At 32.0% G+C, this 24,306-nt stretch carries 17 protein-coding genes, 13 tRNA genes and 3 rRNA genes; 29 read left to right on the top strand and 4 right to left on the bottom strand.

What is annotated here, in order from left to right; genetic code table 11:
* Nucleotides 1–25: 25 nt before the first annotated feature.
* Nucleotides 26–379 (bottom strand): hypothetical protein, encoded by a 354-nt coding sequence (locus NON08_RS05105; RefSeq protein ID WP_256690356.1) that lies wholly within the window; start codon nucleotides 377–379, stop codon nucleotides 26–28.
* A 20-nt stretch (nucleotides 380–399) separates the two neighbouring features.
* The gene (gene aroE, locus NON08_RS05100; protein WP_256690355.1) at nucleotides 400–1,203 is read right to left on the bottom strand and encodes a shikimate dehydrogenase; all 804 of its coding nucleotides are present in this window, start codon (nucleotides 1,201–1,203) and stop codon (nucleotides 400–402) included.
* Nucleotides 1,204–1,303: 100 nt separating this feature from the next.
* Here aroE and NON08_RS05095 point away from each other — a divergent pair, with 100 nt between their 5' ends.
* The 25 genes from NON08_RS05095 to NON08_RS04975 all read left to right on the top strand — a co-directional run bounded on the left by NON08_RS05095 (nucleotide 1,304) and on the right by NON08_RS04975 (nucleotide 17,075).
* The gene (locus tag NON08_RS05095; protein ID WP_256690354.1) at nucleotides 1,304–1,957 is read left to right on the top strand and encodes a Crp/Fnr family transcriptional regulator; all 654 of its coding nucleotides are present in this window, start codon (nucleotides 1,304–1,306) and stop codon (nucleotides 1,955–1,957) included.
* A gap of 199 nt (nucleotides 1,958–2,156) precedes the next feature.
* Nucleotides 2,157–3,669: ribosomal RNA gene (locus NON08_RS05090) — 16S ribosomal RNA — on the top strand.
* A 52-nt stretch (nucleotides 3,670–3,721) separates the two neighbouring features.
* A tRNA-Ala gene (locus NON08_RS05085) sits at nucleotides 3,722–3,797 on the top strand.
* 136 nt (nucleotides 3,798–3,933) lie between these two features.
* Nucleotides 3,934–6,843, top strand: a 23S ribosomal RNA gene (locus NON08_RS05080).
* A 49-nt stretch (nucleotides 6,844–6,892) separates the two neighbouring features.
* A 5S ribosomal RNA gene (rrf, locus tag NON08_RS05075) occupies nucleotides 6,893–7,009 on the top strand.
* The 16S, 23S and 5S rRNA genes sit together here with 2 tRNA genes alongside, the layout of an rRNA operon.
* A 10-nt stretch (nucleotides 7,010–7,019) precedes the next feature.
* Nucleotides 7,020–7,095: transfer RNA gene (locus NON08_RS05070), tRNA-Asn, on the top strand.
* A gap of 124 nt (nucleotides 7,096–7,219) precedes the next feature.
* Entirely contained in the window at nucleotides 7,220–8,830 is a 1,611-nt protein-coding gene (locus NON08_RS05065) for a hypothetical protein (protein ID WP_256690352.1), read from the top strand.
* Complete coding sequence (locus NON08_RS05060) at nucleotides 8,830–10,065, top strand: exopolysaccharide biosynthesis polyprenyl glycosylphosphotransferase (RefSeq protein WP_256690351.1); 1,236 nt, start codon at nucleotides 8,830–8,832, stop codon at nucleotides 10,063–10,065. The genes NON08_RS05065 and NON08_RS05060 overlap by 1 nt, the downstream gene beginning before the upstream one ends.
* Nucleotides 10,066–10,069: 4 nt before the next feature.
* On the top strand, nucleotides 10,070–10,867 hold the full coding sequence (locus tag NON08_RS05055) for a glycosyltransferase family A protein (protein WP_256690348.1): 798 nt from the start codon (nucleotides 10,070–10,072) through the stop codon (nucleotides 10,865–10,867).
* Nucleotides 10,868–11,926 carry a glycosyltransferase gene (locus NON08_RS05050; protein ID WP_256690347.1) on the top strand — a complete coding sequence of 353 codons (1,059 nt, stop codon included), beginning with the start codon at nucleotides 10,868–10,870 and terminating at the stop codon, nucleotides 11,924–11,926.
* Nucleotides 11,923–13,044, top strand: a complete 1,122-nt coding sequence (locus NON08_RS05045; protein ID WP_256690346.1) for an EpsG family protein — start codon at nucleotides 11,923–11,925, stop codon at nucleotides 13,042–13,044. Before NON08_RS05050 ends, NON08_RS05045 begins: the two co-directional genes overlap by 4 nt.
* Nucleotides 13,045–13,058: 14 nt before the next feature.
* Entirely contained in the window at nucleotides 13,059–14,174 is a 1,116-nt protein-coding gene (locus tag NON08_RS05040) for a glycosyltransferase family 4 protein (protein WP_256690345.1), read from the top strand.
* Entirely contained in the window at nucleotides 14,156–15,142 is a 987-nt protein-coding gene (locus tag NON08_RS05035) for a glycosyltransferase (protein WP_256690344.1), read from the top strand. Before NON08_RS05040 ends, NON08_RS05035 begins: the two co-directional genes overlap by 19 nt.
* Nucleotides 15,143–15,147: 5 nt before the next feature.
* Entirely contained in the window at nucleotides 15,148–15,915 is a 768-nt protein-coding gene (locus NON08_RS05030; RefSeq protein ID WP_413774042.1) for a glycosyltransferase, read from the top strand.
* A 180-nt stretch (nucleotides 15,916–16,095) separates the two neighbouring features.
* Nucleotides 16,096–16,183, top strand: a tRNA-Leu gene (locus tag NON08_RS05025).
* Nucleotides 16,184–16,192: 9 nt separating this feature from the next.
* Nucleotides 16,193–16,268 (top strand) — tRNA-Met (locus NON08_RS05020).
* A 30-nt stretch (nucleotides 16,269–16,298) separates the two neighbouring features.
* Nucleotides 16,299–16,374, top strand: a tRNA-Gly gene (locus tag NON08_RS05015).
* 7 nt (nucleotides 16,375–16,381) lie between these two features.
* Nucleotides 16,382–16,457, top strand: a tRNA-Lys gene (locus NON08_RS05010).
* Nucleotides 16,458–16,463: 6 nt separating this feature from the next.
* Nucleotides 16,464–16,540: transfer RNA gene (locus NON08_RS05005), tRNA-Arg, on the top strand.
* A 5-nt stretch (nucleotides 16,541–16,545) separates the two neighbouring features.
* Nucleotides 16,546–16,622: transfer RNA gene (locus NON08_RS05000), tRNA-Ile, on the top strand.
* Nucleotides 16,623–16,629: 7 nt separating this feature from the next.
* A tRNA-Glu gene (locus NON08_RS04995) sits at nucleotides 16,630–16,704 on the top strand.
* A 7-nt stretch (nucleotides 16,705–16,711) separates the two neighbouring features.
* Nucleotides 16,712–16,795: transfer RNA gene (locus NON08_RS04990), tRNA-Ser, on the top strand.
* 33 nt (nucleotides 16,796–16,828) lie between these two features.
* A tRNA-Phe gene (locus NON08_RS04985) sits at nucleotides 16,829–16,904 on the top strand.
* 15 nt (nucleotides 16,905–16,919) lie between these two features.
* Nucleotides 16,920–16,995 (top strand) — tRNA-Val (locus NON08_RS04980).
* 3 nt (nucleotides 16,996–16,998) lie between these two features.
* Nucleotides 16,999–17,075 (top strand) — tRNA-Asp (locus NON08_RS04975).
* A gap of 91 nt (nucleotides 17,076–17,166) precedes the next feature.
* Here the strand turns inward: NON08_RS04975 and yfcC are convergent.
* On the bottom strand, nucleotides 17,167–18,666 hold the full coding sequence (gene yfcC, locus NON08_RS04970) for a putative basic amino acid antiporter YfcC (RefSeq protein ID WP_256690342.1): 1,500 nt from the start codon (nucleotides 18,664–18,666) through the stop codon (nucleotides 17,167–17,169).
* Between the two features lie 137 nt (nucleotides 18,667–18,803).
* Nucleotides 18,804–20,015, bottom strand: a complete 1,212-nt coding sequence (locus NON08_RS04965; protein WP_256690341.1) for a NupC/NupG family nucleoside CNT transporter — start codon at nucleotides 20,013–20,015, stop codon at nucleotides 18,804–18,806.
* Nucleotides 20,016–20,499: 484 nt separating this feature from the next.
* Between NON08_RS04965 and yaaA the strand changes: the two genes are divergently transcribed.
* The 4 genes from yaaA to gyrB are packed head-to-tail and all read left to right on the top strand — an operon-like array spanning nucleotide 20,500 to nucleotide 24,264.
* Nucleotides 20,500–20,706, top strand: coding sequence for a S4 domain-containing protein YaaA (gene yaaA / locus NON08_RS04960; protein ID WP_256690340.1), 207 nt, complete (start codon nucleotides 20,500–20,502; stop codon nucleotides 20,704–20,706).
* Nucleotides 20,707–20,737: 31 nt separating this feature from the next.
* Nucleotides 20,738–21,838: a DNA replication/repair protein RecF gene (recF, locus tag NON08_RS04955; protein WP_256690339.1), complete on the top strand. Its 1,101-nt coding sequence runs from the start codon at nucleotides 20,738–20,740 to the stop codon at nucleotides 21,836–21,838.
* Complete coding sequence (locus tag NON08_RS04950) at nucleotides 21,816–22,367, top strand: DUF721 domain-containing protein (protein WP_256690337.1); 552 nt, start codon at nucleotides 21,816–21,818, stop codon at nucleotides 22,365–22,367. The genes recF and NON08_RS04950 overlap by 23 nt, the downstream gene beginning before the upstream one ends.
* A complete protein-coding gene (gyrB, locus tag NON08_RS04945) occupies nucleotides 22,354–24,264 on the top strand; it encodes a DNA topoisomerase (ATP-hydrolyzing) subunit B (protein WP_256690336.1) in 1,911 nt (636 codons plus the stop codon). The genes NON08_RS04950 and gyrB overlap by 14 nt, the downstream gene beginning before the upstream one ends.
* The last annotated feature ends 42 nt before the right edge of the window (nucleotides 24,265–24,306 follow it).

Raw genomic sequence — 24,306 nt, 5'->3', positions numbered from 1 at the left:
TACTCTCCTTTTTTTCTTAAAAATTTTATTTTTTAAATTTATCCCAAAAACTAGGTTTTTGAGCCTTTTTCATTCTTTTCTCTTCTGCTTGTTCTCTGTGATAATTTGACCAATTCGGATTATTTTTCATGTTAGTTTTCATTTGCTTCATATAATTATAGGTAGCTTTAGTATTTTTATATTTTGTTATAAAATTATTTTTTATATCAACAAAAGTTTGAATAATTCCTTGAAAAAAACCAATAAATTTTTGAATTACTCTTTTATACCAGGTAAACTTATAGATCTCTTTACAATTTGGACATCTATATTTTGCGACTTTATCCATTATTTTCATTTTTTCTTTACACTTTGGACAAGTAATAATAATTTTTTTCATAAGTAAAAATTCCTCCAATATTATTTATAGACTATTTGATTAAGTTCATTGTATATTTTTTCGTAATTAAAGTCTTCTTTATTCCAAATTTCTTCTGACTTTATTCCTTGTGAAACTAGCATATAAAATCCATTATTATAAATTTTACCTTTGCTTTTAGCATATTTTAAAAATAAAGTTTCTTGAGGATTGTATATTAAATCTAAAATAAAGTCAAAGTTTTGTATAATCTCTTTATTAACAGGTGAAAGATTAATATTAGGACTAGTTCCAACAGGTGTTGCATTTATTAAGAGATATCCAGATATTTCTGTAAGTTCTTCATAGGATATTACAAAAACATCTTTTAGATTTTTTTTTGTACTTATTTTATTTCTTGTTACAACAGAAACAATAGCACCACAATCTAAAAGAGCCTTAATTGAAGCCTTAGCAGCTCCTCCAGTTCCTAAAACAACAGCTTTTTTATTTTTTAAATTTAAATTCATTTTTTCAAATGTTTTTATAAGACCAAAGTAATCTGTATTATATGCAACAAGTTTTCCGTCTTCAAATTTTATACAATTTGTAGCTCCAATTGATTGGACTTCTGGAGATAAAATATCTACAAATTTTAAAATAGATGTTTTATAAGGTGTAGTTATATTAATTCCTAAGATTTTATTTTTTTTTAAGTTTTCAACAAATGATTCTAACATAGATTCATGTTTTAAGTCATAAACTTTATAATTAGCTTTTATATTATATAATTCAAAAATTTTATTATGTAAAATTGGAGAAAAAGTATAAGATATATTTTTTCCTAATAAACCAAATTTTTTCATAAAATCACCTCTTAATATCAATTATAATATTATTTTTTCTAATAAACAATGCTATTATAATATAAATTAAATAAAATAAAAGTGTTAGAGGTGTTTTTACATGAAAGAGTTAAAAAAATTAATAGAATTTAAACTATTTGAAAAATTAAATGAAAAGGATTTAAATTTTGTATTTAATAATATATCTTATCAAATACAGAAATTTCATAAAAATGACACTATTTTTTTTAGAGAAGAAAGATTAAATGGTCTTTACATAATAATAGATGGTGTATTAAGTGCAGAAATGTTAAAAGATAATGGAGAGATACAGAAAATTGAAAATTTACTAAGAGGAGATATTATTGCATCAGCCTTTATCTTTGGAAAAGAAAATAATTTACCAGTTGATTTAATAGCCTTAAGTAGTGGAGAAATATTGCACATAGATAGAGAAAATCTATTAAAAATATTTAATTTAAATGAAAATATATTAATAAATTTTTTAAATGAAATTTCAGATAAAACTCAATTTTTATCGAATAAAGTTTGGAAAAGCTTTAATAATAAAACGATAAAAGAAAAAATGTTAAATTATATTTTTGAAAATACTAAAAATAACAAAGTTGTTTTTAAACATTCAATAAAAGAATTATCTGAATTATTTGGAGTAAGTAGACCTTCTCTATCTAGAGTAATTGGAGAATTTGTTGAAGAAGAAATATTAATTAGAGATGGAAAAAATAAATTTATTTTAAATAAAGAAAAAATTTAAATAAAAAATAAAAAAAGTGTTGACATGAGGCAGATATTGTGGTATTATACTTCTTGTAGCGGGAACAACCGCCACGCAAAAATCAAAGGACATTAACAACCGAATAGAGAAAATAGTCAGAAGTTATGAAAATAACAAATGCCAGAAATGGCAAACCAATAAATGGTGTAAACGTAAGTCTTAGGACTTTAAATATATTTGAATGAAGAGTTTGATCCTGGCTCAGGATGAACGCTGACAGAATGCTTAACACATGCAAGTCGATTCAAGTTACCTTCGGGTAACGAGGATGGCGGACGGGTGAGTAACGCGTAAGGAACTTGCCTCTTGGTCTGGGACAACTGTTGGAAACGACAGCTAATACCGGATATTATGAGATTCTCGCATGGGAAACTTATGAAAGCTATATGCGCCAAGAGAGAGCCTTGCGTTCCATTAGCTAGTTGGTGGGGTAACGGCCCACCAAGGCGACGATGGATAGCCGGCCTGAGAGGGTGAACGGCCACAAGGGGACTGAGACACGGCCCTTACTCCTACGGGAGGCAGCAGTGGGGAATATTGGACAATGGGCCACAAGCCTGATCCAGCAATTCTGTGTGCACGATGAAGGTCTTCGGATTGTAAAGTGCTTTCAGTTGGGAAGAAGAAAGTGACGGTACCAACAGAAGAAGCGACGGCTAAATACGTGCCAGCAGCCGCGGTAATACGTATGTCGCAAGCGTTATCCGGATTTATTGGGCGTAAAGCGCGTCTAGGCGGAAAAATAAGTCTGATGTTAAAATGCGGGGCTCAACTCCGTATTGCGTTGGAAACTGTTTTTCTAGAGTACTGGAGAGGTGGGCGGAACTACAAGTGTAGAGGTGAAATTCGTAGATATTTGTAGGAATGCCGATGGAGAAGTCAGCTCACTGGACAGATACTGACGCTGAAGCGCGAAAGCGTGGGGAGCAAACAGGATTAGATACCCTGGTAGTCCACGCCGTAAACGATGATCACTAGGTGTTGGGGGTCGAACCTCAGCGCCCAAGCTAACGCGATAAGTGATCCGCCTGGGGAGTACGCACGCAAGTGTGAAACTCAAAGGAATTGACGGGGACCCGCACAAGCGGTGGAGCATGTGGTTTAATTCGACGCAACGCGAGAAACCTTACCAGCGTTTGACATCCTAAGAAGTTTCCAGAGATGGATTCGTGCCGGCTTGCCGGAACTTAGTGACAGGTGGTGCATGGCTGTCGTCAGCTCGTGTCGTGAGATGTTGGGTTAAGTCCCGCAACGAGCGCAACCCCTATTGTATGTTGCTACCATTAAGTTGAGCACTCATGCGATACTGCCTGCGATGAGCAGGAGGAAGGTGGGGATGACGTCAAGTCATCATGCCCCTTATACGCTGGGCTACACACGTGCTACAATGGGCAGTACAGAGAGTTGCCAACCCGCGAGGGTGAGCTAATCTCTTAAAGCTGTTCTTAGTTCGGATTGTACTCTGCAACTCGAGTACATGAAGTTGGAATCGCTAGTAATCGCAAATCAGCATGTTGCGGTGAATACGTTCTCGGGTCTTGTACACACCGCCCGTCACACCACGAGAGTTGGTTGCACCTGAAGTAGCAGGCCTAACCGTAAGGAGGGATGTTCCTAAGGTGTGATTAGCGATTGGGGTGAAGTCGTAACAAGGTATCCGTACGGGAACGTGCGGATGGATCACCTCCTTTCTAAGGAGACTAACTTTTTCTCTATTCGATTGATACTGTTCTTTGTAAGTATGGGGATATAGCTCAGTTGGGAGAGCGACGCACTTGCACTGCGTAGGTCAGCGGTTCGACTCCGCTTATCTCCACCAAAACATTATCAAGCTTGGACATTGGAAACTATATAGTAGATATTGAGAAAATATTCTAAATTAACTAACAATTCATTTTTAAGTCAATCTTAAATTGAGTAGTTAGTCTGTCTAAATAATATGAATTATATTACAAGGTTAAAATATTAAGGGCACACGAAGGATGCCTAGGAAGTAAGAGCCGATGAAGGACGTGGTAAGCTGCGATAAGCTTGGTGGAGTTGCAATCGAACTGTGATGCCAAGATTTCCGAATGGAGAAATCTGCTAAGATGGAGTCTTAGCACGAAAGAGGGAACCGGGTGAACTGAAACATCTAAGTAACCCGAGGAAAAGAAAGTAAAAACGATCCCCTAAGTAGCGGCGAGCGAACGGGGGTGAGCCCAAACCGTAGATGTGCCAAGGATGCAGCCGTTGCATCTACGGGGTAGCGGGAAGATCGTCTGAAGAACTGCAAGGTATTCGACATTATGATACGCCGAACTGGAAAGGTCTGGAAAGGCCTGAGAGTGAAAGCCTCGTACAGGTAAACCGTATCAAATGTATGATCTCTCCCAAGTAGCACGGAACACGAGGAATTCTGTGTGAATCTGCGAGGACCATATCTCGTAAGGCTAAATACTCTTACTTACCGATAGCGCATAGTACCGTGAGGGAAAGGTGAAAAGAACCCCGGGAGGGGAGTGAAATAGAACCTGAAATCGTGTGCTTACAAGCGGTCAGAGCCCTTTGGGGTGATGGCGTGCCTTTGGAGAATGATCCTGCGAGTTACGTTCAGTGGCAAGGTTAAGTTTAACGGAGCCGAAGGGAAACCGAGTCTGAATAGGGCGACATAGTCGCTGGGCGTAGACGCGAAACCTGGTGATCTAAGCCTGTCCAGGGTGAAGCTGTGGTAAGACACAGTGGAGGCCCGAACTCACCGCCGTTGAAAAGTTGGGAGATGAGGTAGGTTTAGGGGTGAAAAGCCAATCGAACCAGGAGATAGCTCGTTCTCTCCGAAATGCATTTAGGTGCAGCCTTGAGTGTTCAATTATGGGGTAGAGCACTGAATGACCTAGGGGGCATACTGCTTACCGAAGTCAATCAAACTCCGAATACCATAATTCTAGAGCTCAGGAGTGAGACTATGGGAATTAACTTCCATGGTCAAAAGGGAAACAACCCAGACCACCAGCTAAGGTCCCTAATTATAACTAAGTGGGAAAGGAGGTGGAGATTCACAAACAACCAGGAGGTTGGCTTAGAAGCAGCCATACCTTTAAAGAGTGCGTAATAGCTCACTGGTCGAGAGTCTCTGCGCCGACAATGTAACGGGGCTAAGTTATAAACCGAAGCTGTGGAGTTGCGTAAGCGACTGGTAGGAGAGCGTTCTGTAGGCCGTTGAAGGAGAATCGACAAGAGACTCTGGAGGTATCAGAAGTGAGAATGCAGGAATAAGTAGCGAGAATGGGGGCGAGAATCCCCCACGCCGGAAGACCAAGGGTTCCAGGGTAAAGTTTGTCTCCCCTGGGTAAGCCGGGTCCTAAGCCGAGGCTAGATTGCGTAGGCGAATGGAAAACAGATTAATATTTCTGTGCCACTGATATCAAGTGATGGAGGGACGTAGGAGGTTATGCACGCTGGCGAACGGAAGTGCCAGTTCAAGCATGTAGCGTGGTCTAGTAGGAAAATCCGCTAGACTAAACGTGAGGTGTGATGAGGAGTCGTAAGATGGAAGGTGCAAATACCACACTGCCGAGAAAAGCTTCTAAGCGTTATAAAGATATTAGTGCCCGTACCCCAAACCGACACAGGTGGTCAGGATGAGAAATCTAAGGCGGACAGGCTAACTCTCGTTAAGGAACTCTGCAAAATAGCCCCGTAACTTCGGGAGAAGGGGTGCCTTTTATGGTGAGCGTACACGCGACGCAAAGCTATGAGAGGCCGCAGTGAAGAGTCTCAGGCGACTGTTTAACAAAAACACAGGTCTATGCTAAGCTGTAAGGCGACGTATATGGGCTGACACCTGCCCAGTGCCGGAAGGTTAAGAGGAGGAGTGAGAGCTCCGAATTGAAGCCCCGGTGAACGGCGGCCGTAACTATAACGGTCCTAAGGTAGCGAAATTCCTTGTCGGGTAAGTTCCGACCTGCACGAATGGTGTAACGATCTGAGAGCTGTCTTGACGGGAGGCCTGGTGAAATTGTATTACCGGTGAAGATACCGGTTACCTGCAGTAGGACGGAAAGACCCCATGGAGCTTTACTGTAGCTTGGTATTGGGTTTTGGCATCGTATGTATAGGATAGTTGGGAGACTAAGATGTGTGGTCGCTAGATTACGCGGAGTCACTGGTGGAATACCAACCATACTATGTCGGAATTCTAATTTGAGGTTTGTACCCTCGAAGACAGTGCTAGGTGGGCAGTTTGACTGGGGCGGTCGCCTCCGAAAGAGTAACGGAGGCGTTCAAAGGTTCTCTCAGGTTGGATGGAAATCAACCGTAGAGTGCAATGGCATAAGAGAGCTTAAACTGCGAGACTGACGGGTCGAGCAGGTGCGAAAGCAGGACATAGTGATCCGGCGATTCCGAATGGAAGGGTCGTCGCTCAACGGATAAAAGCTACCCTGGGGATAACAGGCTGATTCTACCCGAGAGTCCATATCGACGGTAGAGTTTGGCACCTCGATGTCGGCTCATCGCATCCTGGGGCTGGAGAAGGTCCCAAGGGTTGGGCTGTTCGCCCATTAAAGCGGTACGTGAGCTGGGTTCAGAACGTCGTGAGACAGTTCGGTCCCTATCCACTGTAGGCGTTAGAGTATTGAGAAGATCTGTCCTTAGTACGAGAGGACCGGGATGGACAAACCTCTGATGTACCAGTTGTCACGCCAGTGGCACAGCTGGGTAGTCACGTTTGGAACAGATAACCGCTGAAAGCATCTAAGCGGGAAACTGACTTCAAGATAAGTACTCTTTAAGATACCTTCGAGACTAGGAGGTTGATAGGTTGGGGGTGTAAGAGTTGTGAGACTTTTAGCTGACCAATACTAATATATCGAAGTTTTAACCTTAATATACTACTATATAGTTTCAAGTGTTCAAGAACACAAATAAATATTGATTGGCAACGATAGCTATGGAGGTACACCCAGTAACATTTCGAACCTGGAAGTTAAGCCCATAAACGCTGAAAGTACTTGGGGGGCAGCCCCCTGGGAGGATAGGAAGTTGCCAATCTTAAAAAAGTGCTTCTTTAGCTCAGTTGGTAGAGCGCACGACTGTTAATCGTGTTGTCGCTGGTTCGAGCCCAGCAAGAAGCGCCATTTTTTTATTTTTTGTAGAAATAATAAAATTTTTTAAAGAGCTAAAAGCTCTTTTTTTTATACAATTATTTCAATATAGTGTATAATATTAAAGAATTAAAAAAAATAGACGGGGTGAAAAGTAATGAAAAAAGAGAAAATAACGGTCTTATTAATATCTATAATAATAATATTTTTTGGCTTTGGGTTGTTATTTAATAAAAAGAAAATCGAGAATATTTTAAAGAATAATAAAAGTATTTCTAAAATATATGAAAATAGTGAAAAGAAAAAAAATGAGAAAATTTTTGATACAAAATTAAAAGATAAAAAATTAAAAAGAATCTTAGAAAGTTTATCAACTGATAAGATGGAAATAGCTGCATCTGTTTTATCCGATGGAAAATTAGTTGATTTTATAAATAGTCCAAATATACAATCATATATTGAAAATACTGATTACACTAAAGCAATAGAAAATGCTAAGGTAATAAGAGAGTTAAAAGAACTATCTTTGCTTTCTCCAGAGTTAGGAAAGTATTTTAAAGAGGATTTAATAAAAAATAATTTTGAAAATACTATTAAAATTATTGAGAATAGACCAGAAGTTATAAAAATAAGAGAAAGAATAACAAAATTATTACCAATAAAAAATAGTAAAGATACCTTTGCTCAATTATCAGAAGAAGATTTAATGAAAATAAGTGAAATTTTATCAAAATCACCAATGACTGTTGAGTTTGTTGAAAAAAAAGATATAAAAAAATATGATTTAGAAGAAGTGGTAGAAATTAGTAAAACTCTTTATAAAATTGGAAATGTAAATCCAAGTTTAGCAATAGAAATAGAAGATATGTTAAAAGGATTTGATATTAGAAAGGCAGCTTTATATGGCGACTTATATGTTCAAGATGAAAAATATGAAAAAGAACTAAAAAAAGAGTATGAAGAAAAAAAATATACATTTGAAGATCCTTTTTTAAGATATAATCCATATGGACGAACTCCTTTAGCTTATGGAATGAAATATGAATCTAATAAAGACTTTGATTTAATACGAGTTACTGTACTTGGAATGGGAGGAATGCCTAACTTTTCTTATGAAAAGAAATATAGTTCAGGAGAAATTTTGCCGATTGTAGGATTATATCCAAAATCTGAAAATACAGTTATTATAGAGCAATTAAATCCTATAGATAAAAAAGTTTTAAAAGCAAAAAAATTAAAATTAAAAACAGTTCCAGTTGATGATAAATTACCAGCTATTTATGTAGAAAAAAGAGTTCCAGGAAGTATTCAGCCCGGGTTTAATTTAGCTTCTTACAATTTAAGTGATGAAGGGCTACCCTTTACTTTTGATAGCATGGGAAATATAAGATATATTTTAAAAACTGGGAAAGAGATGAGAAAAGTTAAAATCGCAAAAGAGGATGCTGGAATTTGGGAAGTAAAAAATGATGAGGATAAATTTCAATTAGATATTTTAGGTAAAATATTAGGAAGAATTGGAAGAGATGATGAAGATGGAACAAGTAAAAATAAAAAAACAAAATATTTAGTTAGAAATAATAATGTATTAACAGTAGTTTCTTATAGAGATGATGCATACCCGACTGCTTTATTTTCAGAGTTTGGTTTGGACTCTAAAGATGAAATTTTTAAAGCAATAATATTTTATGATAAAAATGGAGCTGATGAAAATATAATAGAGGATGGAGAAAGAGTCATTCTTTATGAAGGAGATAGTGAAAATTAATGTTAAGATTGTTTTATATAGGAATTTTAGGAGTTATTTTTTCGATTTTGATAAGTTTATTTAATTTGTCTTTTGAAATAAGTTTAATAGGAATAGGAGTATTTTCTTTTGTAATGCTGGGATTATATCTTTTTGATTTAATGAATTTTGATGTGCCTAAATACTCTATAAAAAATTATTTAAATGTAATTGGAATAAATATGGTATTCTTTTTTATATGGTTCTTTATAAGTTGGGATTTTTGGTTAATTATATTTTTTATATTATTTACTTCAATTACAATTCTTATAAGAGCAGTTATAAATATGTTTGTATATAGAATTAAACCCGTTACTATTTATGGAGATGGAGAATTAAAAATAAATTTAGAAAAGAGTTTAGAAAAATTAGAAGGGTATAAATATATAAATTTTAAAGAAAATATAGATGAGTTAGAAGAGTTTGTAAAAATTAATAATATCAAATTGTTATTATTGGGAAAAATAAAATTAGAAGAGAAAGAGATTGAAAAAATTTTAAAAATAAAATTAAGAAATACTCATGTTATGAGTTATTTAGATTATATGTTAGAGATTGAGAAAAAAGTAGAAGTATCGTATATAAATGAAGAGTGGTTATTAAATGCCTATGGATTTGAAATTTTAAGAAGTAAATTTCAAAATAAAGTAAAAAGAGTATTTGATATAGGAATGTCAATAGTAATTGGAACTTTAACTTTTCCCGTTATGATAATTGCTGCAATAATTGTTAAATTAGAAAGTCCAGGACCAATAATTTACTCCCAAGAAAGAGTTGGAGAAAATGAAAAAGAATTTATGGTTTATAAATTTAGAAGTATGAGACAAGATGCTGAAAAAGATGGAGCAAAATGGGCTCAAAAAAACGATCCAAGAGTTACAAAGTTTGGAAATTTTATGAGAAAAACTAGAATAGATGAATTACCTCAATTATTAAATGTAATTAGAGGAGATATGAGTTTTATTGGTCCAAGACCAGAAAGAATGGTATTTATAAAAGAACTAGAAAAGCAAATACCTTATTATGGACTTAGACATATGGTTAAACCAGGTCTTACAGGTTGGGCTCAGGTTATGTATCCTTATGGAGCAACAGTGGAGGATGCTAAGAATAAGCTTGAATATGATTTGTACTATATAAAATGCTATAGTTTATATCTAGATATTGTAATTTTATTTAAAACTCTAAAAACTGTTGTTTTTGGAAAAGGAAGGTAGAAAAATGATAACTGTATTTACACCCACCTATAATAGAGAGAATACACTGAGAAGGTTGTATAAAAGTTTAAAAAATCAAACAGTGAAAAACTTTGAATGGATAGTTGTAGATGACGGATCAACAGATGGAACAGAAAGATTAATAAAAGAGTTCATAGATGATGATGAGATACCCATATTTTATAAAAAAATAAAAAATGGGGGAAAAATGAGAGCTATAAATGTCGGAGTAGCCTTAGCTAGTAAAGAGTTATTTTTTATAGTAGATAGTGATGATTATTTAAATGAAAGAGCTATGGAGACTATAGAAGAAGAAACTATAACCTTGCCTAATGATTATGCAGGTGTTGTTTTTAGAAAAGTAGAGGTTTTTGATGATGGAAAGAGCGTGCGAGAAAATGAAACTTTTGGAGGGGCCCAAATAGATAGTACTCCAATAGATATTTTTTATAATAAAAAAATTTTGGGAGATAAAGCTGAAATTGTAAAAACTTCTATAATGAGAGAGTATCCTTTTCCAGAAATAGAAAATGAAAAATTTGTCCCTGAGGGATATATATGGAATCAGATAGGTGAAAACTATATGTTTAGATATATTGATAAAGGAATCTATTTTTATCAATATTTAGAAGATGGCTATACAAGAAGATTTTCTGAGATTATTAAGAATAATCCAAAAGGGTTGAAACTTTATTATAAATATATGTTAAAGAAAAAAATACCAATTAAAAATAAGATAAAATTTTTAATTAGATTTTTCCAGGCTGTATATTATGATTGGAAAAAAGAAAGGAAAGGTTAAATGAAAATACTTCACATAATAACATCTTTAGAGTTAGGTGGAGCTGAAAAACTATTGTTAGATTTAATACCTGCACAAAAGAAGCAAGGAGTAGAAGTAGAACTATTAGTTTTAGACACAAAAGGTGAAAAGTTTATAAATGAATATAAAAAAAGAGGAATAAAAATCCATACAATTAAAGCAAATAATAAGTTTAGTTTTAAGAATGCTTTAGAAATATCTAAACTAATAAAAAAAAATAATTTTCAAATAGTTCATGCTCATTTGATTCATGCCCAAATATGGACGAGCTTAGCAAGATATTTAAATAAAAATATTATATACATAACAACGGAGCATAGTACGCATAATAGACGACGAAATAATAAGTTGTACAAAGTTTTAGATAAATTTATATATAACTCTTATGATAAAGTTGTAGCGATTTCAGAGGCAACAGCTAAAGAGCTTATTAGATGGACTGGAATAAGCTTGAAAAAAGTTGATATTATATCTAATGGTGTTTCGTTAAGAGCATTTATGGGGAAACCTAAAGAAAAAAGAGGTAATAATCTAATAATGGTCTCAAGGTTTCATCCCTCTAAAGATCATTTAACAGTAATAAGGGCAATGGAGAGATTACCTAAAGATTATACAATAACATTTGTTGGAGAAGGAGAAACACAGGAGATTGCAAAACGTGAAGTTTTAATGTTAAATTTAAATGATAGAGTTCAATTTTTAGGATATTCTAACTCTGTTTCATCTCTTTTAAAAAGAAGCGATATAGCTATTCAATCATCAAACTTTGAAGGGTTTGGTTTAAGTGCATTAGAAGCTATGGCATCAGGAACTCCTATAATAGCAAGTAACGTTGAGGGCTTATCAAATGTAGTGGGAGATAGTGGACTTCTTTTTGAATTAGGAAATGTAAATGATTTAGTAGAAAAAATATTAAGTTTAGAAGATTCAGATCTTTATTTAGAGAAAAGTAAAGCGGGAATAAGAAATAGTTTAACATATTCCATAGAATCTACAGCAAAAAAATATATAGCTATTTATAAAGAGGAACTAAAATGATTTTTATAATAATAGCTTTAGCTTTAATGATTTTAGGTATTTATGATATTTTTGGAAAGAATGAGGTTTATAAAAAAATAATATTAAAAAGTATTGTTATTTTTTTAATACTATTTTTAGGAACAAGAGGTTTTTTAGGATGGGATTGGTATTTTTATTATCCTTCTTTTATGGAAAAAACCTATATTTATGAAAAAGGATATATGATTTACACATCTTTAATTGGTGGTATTTTTAAAAACTATATTTTCTACCAGGTAGTAACAACAACTATTGATTTTATAGCCTTATACTATATTTTTAAAAAATATTGTAAATATCCGATAATAGCTTTTGCTATTTTTTTTAGTATTCAAGGATTACATATTGAAGTAGAATTATTAAGGAATATAAAAGCAATAGTTTTATTTTTATTTTCATTAAAATACATAGAAGAAAGAAAGATTATACCATTTTTTATTTTAAATATATTGGGAGTTTTATTTCATACAAGTGCATTAGTTTATATGCCGATGTATTTTATATTAAATCACAGATATAAAGAGAGATTTATATTAAGTTTATTTGTATTTGGAAGTATATACTATCTTTTAGATTTAAAAATATTTCAAACTATTTTTAATATGAATTTAAATATTTTTCCAGATATATTAAAAAGTAAGATTATAAATTATAGAGAAGTTATACCAACTAGTTTAAATAGAGGATTTAATATATTTTACTTAGAACGAGCAGTACTGTTTTTTTTAGCATATAACTATGAAAAAAATATAATTATAAAAAATAGTTCATATATGTGGATATTTATATTTTTATTTACATCAGAACTGTCAATTGTATCTCTTAGAATAGGAATTTTATTTGTTTATGGAGCGTGGCTAGTTTTAGCAAGAAGTATAGAGGATACAAAATATAAAGGTGCTCTTATAGGGCTTATATTTTCTATATGTTTTCTTAGAATATATGAAAGTATAAATTTTCCAGGAAATAAAATAAACTATAAATACGAGAATGTCTTTTTTAATAAGTTGAACTATAAAAAAAGAGAAAAAGAGTTAATTGAGAGTAAAAAGTATTTAAAAGATAGTCATGGAAAAGAGTTACTAATTCAATATTAAAATGAGAGGTATTTATGAAAAAGTTAAAAATATTTTTTACAGCCAATGTCCTTTGGGATGTATATATATTCAGATATGGAGTTATAAAAGCTTTAATAGAAGATGGACATGAAGTTGTAGTTATAGCTCCAAATGATTCTAGAATAGATTTTCCTAAAGAATTAGGAATTAGACATATTCCCATAGAGTTGAGTTTAAGAGGAGTAAACCCCATAAAAGATTTTCAATTATATCTTCAATTATTTAATATTTATAGAAAGGAAAAGCCTGATATTATTTTTCATTATACAATAAAACCTAATATATACGGAACTTTAGCAGCAAAAAGAGCTAATATTCCTAGTATAGCTGTTTTAACTGGTTTAGGATACTCTTTTGTAGAAGGAGGAATAATTTCTAAAATAGCCAAAACATTATATAAAGTATCTTTGAGTTATTCTAAAGAGGTTTGGGTATTAAACGAAGATGATAAGAAACAGTTAATAGATGAAAAAATAGTAAATGAACAAAAATTATTTGTTTTACCAGGAGAAGGTGTTAATACATCAAAATTTTCTCCAATCTTTAGAGAGGAAAATAAAGAATTAATTTTTTTAATGGTAGCTAGAGCTTTTTATGATAAAGGGGTCAGAGAATATGTAGAAGCCGCATCAATTATAAAAGAAAAAGGTTATTTAGTTAAATTTTTATTTTTAGGAGCTTTAGGAGGGAATGCTGCAAATGGAATTGATGAAGTAAAAATGAAAGAATATGAAGAAAAAGGTATATTAGAATACTTAGGTCATAGAAAAGATGTAGAGACTATAATAAATAAATCAGATTGTGTAATTTTACCTTCTTATAGAGAGGGAATATCAAAAGTTCTAATGGAAGCAGCAAGCATGGAAAAACCAATAATAACAACGGATGTTACAGGATGTAGGGAAATTGTAGAAAACGATAAAAACGGTTATTTAGTAAAAGCGAAAAATTCTTTAGATTTAGCTGAAAAAATTGAAAAATTTATTAATTTATCAACTGAAGAGAGAAAAAAAATGGGAAAAAATGGTCGAAAAAAAATATTAAATGAATTTGATGAAAAAATAATAATAGAGATATATAGGAGAAAACTATGGAACTTACATTTATAGTACCTGTTTATAATGTTGAAAAGTTTTTAAAAGAATGTTTAGATAGTATATATAGTGTGAAAGATATAAAATATGAAGTTATTTTAGTAAATGATGGTTCAACAGATGGAAGTTTAGAAATATTAAAAGAGTATAAAATGAAATTTCCAAATATAACAAAAATTATAAATAAAGAAAATGGTGGATTATCTTCAGCAAGAAATGCAGGAATAAGGGATGCAAAAGGAGAATATCTATCTTTTATTGATAGTGATGATATAATTGATTCAAAAGGATTTGAGGAGTTTTTTAAAGAGGGTCAAAAGTTGGATTTAGATATAATGGTTGGAAATATGAGATATTTTTCTGGTGAAAAAATAGGAGAACCTTTATTTAGATCACAAGAGATTAAAGATTTTACAGTGGGAAAAGGAAGTAAGTTTTTTTTAACTCTTTTTCAAGGTACAAAGTGTTTTAGAGAAGAAGTAGTTGATGATGTATATAAAAGAGATTTTATATGTGAGAACAAATTATATTTTCATGATAATCTAATACATGAAGATAGTTATTTTACTCCAATGGCATATTTGAAAGCTAAGCGAGTTAAGTATATAGATACAGCATTTTATTATTATAGACAAAGAAATGGAAGTATAATGAGTGTAGTAACAGATAAGAGTATAAATTCTTTAGAAAAAATATGTTATATGTTATTAAATGAATATAGTAAAACTGATAATTATGGAAGAGAAGCACTTTCAAAACTTTTACCAAGCTTTTATAAAGTGATAGTATATAGATATATAAATTCAAATAAAAATTATAAAGAAAAATTAAAAAATTATAGAGCAATATTTAAAGAAGTAAAAGGAGTAAAAAATAAAAATTTTGAAGAAATATTAGTATATATCGCTCCAAAATTTTCTAATTTATTAAGAAAATTAATGGGAAAAGACATAGGAAACACACAAAAAATACCTAAATTTTAGGAGGAATCATGGAGAAGAAAATACATTACATTTGGTTAGGAAAGGGTCCAAAACCTAATATAATGGATATATGTATAAATTCATGGAGAGAAAAATTACCTGGTTATGAAATAATTGAATGGAACGAAGAAAATTTAGATTTTTATAATGAAATTGAACGAAATCGATTTTTAAAAGAGTGTTATAATAGAAAGCTATGGGCATTTTTATCAGATTATTTTAGAGTTAAGGTTTTATATGAATATGGAGGAATTTATTTAGACTCAGATATGCAAATTTTAAAGTCTTTAGATCCATTTTTAAAAGAAGAAATGTTTATAGGTATGGAGGATGAAAAACAAGTTAGTGCAGGTATAATTGGAGCAAAAAAAGGACATAGTTTTTTCAAAAAAATGTTAGATTTTTATGAGGAAGATATTTGGAATATTAATATATATACAATTCCAGCAATAATTCAATATACATTAGAAAAAAACTATGATTTTATAGCAGAAAATAAGATTGTAGAATTGCGAGAGGGAATAAAAATATATCCTTACGAATATTTTTATCCATATCATTTTACAGAAGAATTTTCTTATAATAAAATAACTAAAAACACTTATGGAATTCATTGGTGGGGAAAAAGTTGGCACGGAAATAATAAAAAACTTTATTTTTTAGAATTTAAAACTTTAAAGGGTTGCAAAAAAAAGTTAGTTAATTTACTTATTTTTTTTCATATCTTAGAACCAATTAGAAAATTTTATGAAAAATTTATAAAAAAAATATAGTTATACTTCCTTTCAAAAACCATTGAAAAATATAGGTTTTTGAGAGGATTACTATAAAAACAAAAAAAACTTTAAAAAAAATAAAAAAACTTGTTGACTTTATTTATAATTTATGATATTATTATTAATGTCCGTGAGGGACAGCGAAACGCGAAAGCGAAACGCTCCTTCAACTAGGAAGCCTGGGTGGCGGAATAGGTAGACGCACAGGACTTAAAATCCTGAGCTATCTGATAGCGTGCCGGTTCGATTCCGGCCCCAGGCACCATTTATATATCGCGGGGTAGAGCAGTTGGCAGCTCGTCGGGCTCATAACCCGAAGGTCGTTGGTTCGAATCCAGCCCCCGCCACCAAAACAATTAAATAATAAGATGGAATAATATGCGGGAGTAGCTCAGTTGGTAGAGCGTCAGCCTTCCAAGCTGAATGTCGCGAGTTCGACCCTCGTCTCCCGCTCCATAAAAATGCGTCATTAGCTCAGATGGTAGAGCACACGACTTTTAATCGTGTTGTCACTGGTTCGAGCCCAGTATGACGCACCATCTAATGTGTCTGTAGCTCAGCTGGATAGAGCAACGCCCTTCTAAGGCGTGGGTCAGGAGTTCGAATCTCTTCAGACACGCCATTAACGGATCCATAGCTCAGTTGGTTAGAGCACTCGGCTCATAACCGAGTGGTCGCTGGTTCGACTCCAGCTGGATCCACCACTCACCTGCCCCGTTCGTTCAGTGGTAAGGACAATAGATTTTCACTCTATAAACAGGGGTTCGATTCCCCTACGGGGTACCATTAATATGGAAGGTTATCCTAACTGGTAAGGAACCGGTCTTGAAAACCGGCGTCGCAAGACTTCAGAGTTCGAGTCTCTGACCTTCCGCCATTTTAAAGGTACCTATAGCAGGTAACAAAAGATGCCCAGATAGCTCAGTCGGTAGAGCAGGGGACTGAAAATCCCCGTGTCGGTGGTTCGATTCCGCCTCTGGGCACCACTAAAAAATCTATAAGGAAGCATAGCTCAGTTGGGAGAGCACCTGCCTTACAAGCAGGGGGTCACTGGTTCAAGTCCAGTTGTTTCCACCATATGGGGGTGTAGCTCAGTTGGTTAGAGCGCATGCCTGTCACGCATGAGGTCGCGAGTTCGACCCTCGTCACTCCCGCCATAAAAAGATTTTTAAAGATGTAGAGATACATCTTTTTTTTATATTTGTATTAAAATAAGGTAGGAGTAATTTATTCCTACCTTTAATAATTTTATTGGAAATTAGTTAAAACACCTATAACAATAAATGCACAACCAAGTATAAATAAAATACCTTGGAATTTGATTTGTTGTTTTGCCCAAACTCCCCATTCAACTTTTGAGATTCCTAAAATTGCCATTAGGATACCAGAAGTTGGTACAATCATATTTGTAAATCCATCTCCAAGTTGGAAAGCTAGCACAGCAACTTGCCTTGGAACACTAACTAAGTCCGAAAGAGGTGCCATAATTGGCATTGTTAAAGCTGCCTGCCCAGAACCAGATACAACAAAGAAATTGAATACAGACTGGAAGAAGTACATTGCAACTGCAGATATAGAAGCATGTAATCCACCTAGAATCCCTGCTACAGCGTTTAAAATAGTATTTAAAACTGTAGGAGTTCCAGCGTCTACTCCACCTAAAACTAGCACTATACCTTTAGCCATACCAACAACTAAAGCTGCTCCGATAAGATCTTCAGCACCTTTTCTAAATGAAGTAGCAATATCATTAACAGTCATGTCGTTTAATTTAAATACTACTCCAATAATTCCAGAAACAATACCCATAATAGTAAATTGCGCAGCTATTTCAGGTAAGTAATATCCGTGGAAAACAACTCCCCAAATAATCCAAGACATTCCTAAGAATATTGTTAAAAATACAAGTTTATGTCCTAACTTAAATTCTAAATCTTCTGTTTCATCAGCTTTAAAATCATCTCTAAAGAACTTATCAGTTTCATAAGATATTGATAACTCAGGATTAGCTTTAACTTTTTTAGCATATCTCATAGTATATATAATTCCAAAAGCTGTAAAGAATATCCACATAACTATTCTAAACATAGCTCCAGAAAGTACAGGAACCCCAGCAACTCCTTGAGCAATAGCCACGCTAAAAGGGTTCATCCAAGATGTAGCAAATCCAATTTGAGTTGAGATATAGCACATAAAAATACCTGTAATAGAGTCATATCCCATACCAACAACGATAGGTATAAGAATCATAGCAAAAGGAATAGCTTCCTCTCCCATACCAAATACAGCTCCACCTAAAGAGAAAAGAAGGAAAACAAGAGGTATAAGTAGTGCCTCAGATCCCTTAGTTTTTTTAATCATATTAAGTATTCCAGCTTCAACAGCTTTAGTTTTTAAAATAATACCAAAAGCTCCACCAGTGATAAGGATAAATGCGATAATACCAACAGCAGTTCCCCATTTATCTCCACTAACAAGACCTTCAAAGATATAGTTAGTAACACTCATATCTCCACCAGCAGCAAATATAGGAATACCTTTAGTAAGAGGTTGTCCTAAATCGTTTAACGCATATTTAAAACTTCCTGGAACAGGAACAGTTCTCGTTTTCATACCAGCTTCAGTGGCATATTGAATCTTTTCCATGGTAAAGCTACCAACAGGAATAAGGTAAGTAAGAATTGCAGCAAAGACAACTACAAAAAAGATAATGACATAGGTATCAGGTATTCTGATTTTTTTCTTCATTGTTTCCTCCCAGTTAATTATTTTTGTTTGTACGAGTATATAATATAAAGTTTCAAAAAACAATAGAGAATAAAAATAATATAAAAAATATATAATAAAAAAAGACAGGAAATTTTCCTGTCTTAAATTTAAAAATATTAGAAGAATACTCCAGCAATAACTCCGTTTAAAAGAGAAGCTAGGAAACCTGCTAAAACTGCTCTCATACCAACTTGAGCAATTTCACTTCTTCTATTAGGGGCGATAGCTCCTAAAGCTCCAATTTGAAGTCCTAAAGATGCTACATTTGCAAACCCTAATAAAGCGAAACTCATTATAGCTATTGTTTTTTCAGAAAGACCAGCGATATTTTTTGTAAAATCAACATAGGCAACGAATTCGTTAAGAACCATTTTTTGTCCTAATAAACTTCCTGTATAAACAGCTTCGTGCCAAGGAATTCCCATAGCGTAAGTAATTGGTGCAAAAATATAACCTAAAATAGATTGAAGAGTTAATTGGATTCCAAATAGATCTCCGATACCACCTAAAATCATATTAACTAATGAAACTAGTGCAATAAAAGATATAAGTATAGCACCTATAATAAGAGCGATATTCATACCGTCGATAGTACCTTTTGCAGCAGCTTCGATAACATTAACTGAATCACTTTTTGTGAACTCAATTTTTTCATCTTCTGACTCAGCTTGAGTTTCTGGCATAATTAGTTTGGCAAAAACTAATCCACTTGGAGCAGCCATGAAAGAACCAGCGATCAAATATTTCATAGGAACACCTAAAGCGGCATAAGCAGCTAAAGTAGAACCAGAAACAGAAGCAACTCCACAAGTTAAAACAGCAAAAAGTTGTGATCTGCTTAAATTTGCTATATAAGGTTTTATAACTAGTGGCGCTTCAGTTTGACCAAGGAAAATATTTGCAGCGGCAGATACAGATTCTGCTTCTTTAGTTCCTAGAAGTTTTGATATTCCACCACCAATATATTTAATAACAAGTTGCATTATTCCTAAGTGGTATAATACAGAGATTAAAGCACCGAAGAAAATAATAAGAGGCAGAACGTTAAAAGCAAAAACAAATGCTATATTAGTTCCAGGAGAATATAATCCTCCAAAAACAAATTGTATTCCTTCGTTGGCTTGAGCAATTATTTTATTGAATCCGTTAGAAACAGACTCAAGAACATAAGCTCCACCAGATGTTTTCATTACTATAAAAGCAAATACAAATTGCAGTGCAAAACCGGCTAAAATAGTTCTCCATTTGATATTTTTTCTATCGTATGATAGAAGATAACCTAAAAATAAAATTACAAAAATCCCGAATATACTTCTCAGTATAGACACATTACCAGCTCCTCTATAACTATAATATTATTTTGATATTACTATCAAAAATTACTTTATCCTTTTAATTATATTCTAAAATATATAATATACATAGGACAAGTTGCCTAGTAAAAAAAATATATGTATACGCATAAAAATAAAACATAAAAAAATGTACACTTTTTAATTTGTAAATATAACAAAAAAAACTTAAATAAAACTAAAAGTTTTAAAAAAAACATAAAAAATTAAGATGTACACTTTTTATTTGTAATAAAAATAAGATATTTTTTTTATTTTTATAATAAAATATACATAGTTTTATTATATTTAAAAGAGTTAAAAACATACTATATGTATACATATTGAAAAAAATAAAAAATAAAAATAAAAATAGAAATTATAAGTAGTTTAGCTCATAGACCCTTTATAAATCTTATAGAAATAAACTTAGTTTTATGGTAAAATGTATAATAGACTAAAAATATTTTAGGAGGTTAAGATGCAAGAAATAAAAATTTCTACAGAATTTATTAAATTAGATCAATTTCTTAAATTTACTGGTGAAATTGGTACCGGTGGGCAAGCTAAAGAGCTTATTTTAGATGGACAAGTTAAAGTTAATGGTGAAATAGAGGAAAGACGTGGAAAAAAACTATATCCAGGAGATAAAGTTGAATTTTTAGGATTAGTATTCGTAGTAGCTTAAATTTATTTTAATTTTGAGGTGAAATAAACAATTGGAAATTCTTGAAATGAATTATATAAATTTTAGAAATTTAGAAGATAGAAATATACAATTTTCTCCAAGGTTTAATTTATTTTTTGGAAAAAATGGACAAGGGAAAACAAGTATACTAGAAGCTATTTATTTCAGTGCTACTGGAAAAAGTTTTAGAACCTCAAAAAATATAGAGTTAATAAAATATAACAAAGAAAAGATGGGAAGTTATATTTCATATAGAGATTTAATATCTGAAAAAAGTTTAAGTGTTAAAATTGATAAAAAGCATAAAGAATATAAATATAATAGTAAAAAAACATCTTTTGATGAGTTTTACGGCAAGCTAAATGTAATAACATTTATTCCAGAAGATATAGAGTTAATAATGGGAAGTCCTGGTTTTAGAAGAAGTTTTTTTGATGCAGAGATAGCTCAAAGTAACTTTGAATATTTTAAAAACTTAAAAGATTATAATAAACTTTTAAAAATAAGAAATAAGTATTTAAAAGAGAAAAATATCAAAGACGAGATGTTTTTAATTTATGAGAATGAATTTATTAAACTAGCAGCAAAAATTATTTTAAAAAGAATAGAATATGTAAAAAATATCTCAATAATTTTGAATTTGAATTACCGAAAACTTTTTGATGATAAAAAGGAGCTTAGCCTAAAATATGAAAGTTTTATAGAAGATTATAAAGGGGTAACTTTAAACTTATTAGAAGAGGCTATAAAAGATAAAATAAACAATTTAAAATATCAAGAATTACGTTACGGATATTCTTTAGTAGGACCTCAAAGAGATGACTTTAAATTTCTTTTAAATGGAAAAGAAGCAAAATCATATTCATCTCAAGGAGAAAAAAAATCTATAATATTTTCTTTAAAACTTTCAGAGATAGATATGATAATAAGAGAGAAAAGAGAAACACCTATTTTTTTAATAGATGATATTTCCTCATATTTTGATTCTATAAGAAAAGAGAGTATTGTGAATTATTTAAAAAAAAGAGAATTACAAGTTTTCATTAGTTCAACAAGTGATTTAAATATAGAATCTAAAAACTTTAGAATTGATAAAGGAGAGATTCAAGATGGACATTATGAATGTAAGTGAAGCAGTGGAAGAAGCTATTATTAAAAGTAGAAAGTTAAAAGAAGGAATAATAAGAGGACATTGGAGAGATATTGTTGAAAAACTTTCTAAAAAAAGTGAACCTCTTTGGATAAAAGAGGGGATTCTATATGTATTGGTTGAAGATAGTATATACCTTCATCATATGTCTATGAACAAAAATAAATATTTAAAGAAAATATTAGAAATTTTAAAAAAAGATTATGTAAAAGATATAAGATTTAAAGTTTCCAAGGTTCAAAATTGCGATTATATAGATTTTATAGAAAGAAATCCTAACGAAGATAAAAAAGAGGAATTTATTTCAGAGCTTAAAGATTTAAGTTTAGAAGAAAAAATAGATATTTTAAAAAAGAAGGCAAAAGAGCGAGAAAATGCCTTAAAATTAAAAGGTTATAAAAAATGTGATATTTGTGGAATGATGTTTTTTGGAGAAGGAGACAGTTGTAAACCATGTTCTTTAAAAAATATTGCAGATAAGATATTGGAGGATGAAGATGACAACAAATAATTATCAAGCAGAAAATATTACAGTTTTAGAAGGATTAGAAGCTGTAAGAAAAAGACCTGGAATGTATATAGGAACGACTTCAGAAAGAGGTTTACATCACTTAGTGTGGGAGATTGTAGATAACTCAGTTGACGAAGCATTAGCAGGTTACGCAACAAAAATAGAAGTATCAATATTACCGGATAACATAATAGAGGTTGTAGATAACGGAAGAGGAATACCCGTAGATATACATCCAAAATATGGAAAATCAGCATTGGAGATAGTATTAACAGTTCTTCACGCAGGAGGAAAGTTCGAGAACAATAACTATAAAGTTTCAGGAGGACTTCATGGTGTTGGAGTATCTGTAGTTAATGCACTTTCTGAATGGACAGAAGTTACAGTTAGAAAGGCAGGAAAAGTTTATTATCAAAAATATAATAGAGGAGTACCTGAAAAAGATGTTACAGAAATAGGAGTAGCAGAAGATAGTGGAACAACAGTTAGATTTAAAGCTGACTATGAAATTTTTGAAACTTTAGTTTATAGTTTTGCAACATTAGAGACAAGATTAAGAGAATTAGCTTATTTAAATAAAGGACTTACTATAGTTTTATCTGATTTAAGAAAAGAACCAGCTAAAGTTGTTAATCTAGAGTTTGAAGGTGGAATTTTAGATTATATAAAAGAGATTGAAAAAGATAGTACTCCAATAATAAGAGCTCCTTTTTATATGAGTGGAGAAGTTGATAATGTTTCTGTAGAAATAGCAATGACATATAATACTAATCAAAGAGAAACAATTTACTCTTTTGTTAATAATATAAATACTCATGAGGGTGGAACTCACGTAAGTGGATTTAGAACTGCTCTAACAAGAGTAATAAATGATTTAGGAAAAAGTACAGGTCTTTTAAAAGATAAAGATGGAAAGTTACAAGGTTCGGATATAAGAGAGGGATTAACAGCCATTGTTTCTGTAAAAGTTCCTCAACCACAATTTGAAGGACAAACTAAAACTAAATTAGGAAATAGTGAAGTAACAGGTATTGTTTCTACAGTAGCTGGAGCTCAAATAAAAATGTATTTAGAAGATGCTCCTAATGATTTAAAAGTTATAGTTGAAAAGATATTAAATTCAAAAAGAGCAAGAGAAGCTGCTCAAAGAGCAAGAGAATTAGTTCTTAGAAAATCAGCTTTAGATATTGGATCATTACCTGGAAAATTAGCAGATTGTTCTTCAAAAAATCCAGATGAATGTGAAGTATATATAGTTGAGGGAGATTCAGCAGGTGGATCAGCGAAGCAAGGAAGAGATAGATCATTCCAAGCCATTTTACCATTAAGAGGAAAAATACTAAATGTAGAGAAAGCTGGATTACATAAAGCCCTAGAAAATGCTGAAATAAGAGCTATGGTTACTGCCTTTGGAACAAGTATTGGCGATAATTTCAATATAGAAAAAAGAAGATACGGAAAAATAATAATAATGACAGACGCGGACGTAGATGGAGCACACATAAGAACGCTAATACTGACATTCTTATATAGATATATGGTAGATTTAATCCATAATGGAAATGTTTTTATAGCTCAACCACCTTTATTTAAAATAACTCAAGGAAGAACAGTATCATATGCTTATACTGATAGACAGCTAAAAGAGATAATAGCTGGACTTGAGGGAGAGGATAAAAGATATACTCTTCAAAGATATAAAGGATTAGGAGAGATGAATCCTGGACAACTTTGGGAAACAACTATGGATCCAGATACGAGAACTTTATTAAAAGTTACAATAGATGATGCAAGAGAAGCGGATATTTTATTTGATAAACTAATGGGAGATAAAGTAGAACCAAGAAGAGAGTTTATTGAAGAACATGCTGAATTTGTAAAAAATCTGGATATATAAATGTATATATACAGTAATAAAAATAATGTTCTAGGAGGAAAA

The sequence above is a fragment of the Cetobacterium sp. NK01 genome (assembly GCF_024506395.1).
In the GTDB taxonomy this organism is placed as follows: Bacteria; Fusobacteriota; Fusobacteriia; order Fusobacteriales; family Fusobacteriaceae; genus Cetobacterium_A; species Cetobacterium_A somerae_A.
This window is presented reverse-complemented; position numbering and strand designations above follow the sequence as displayed.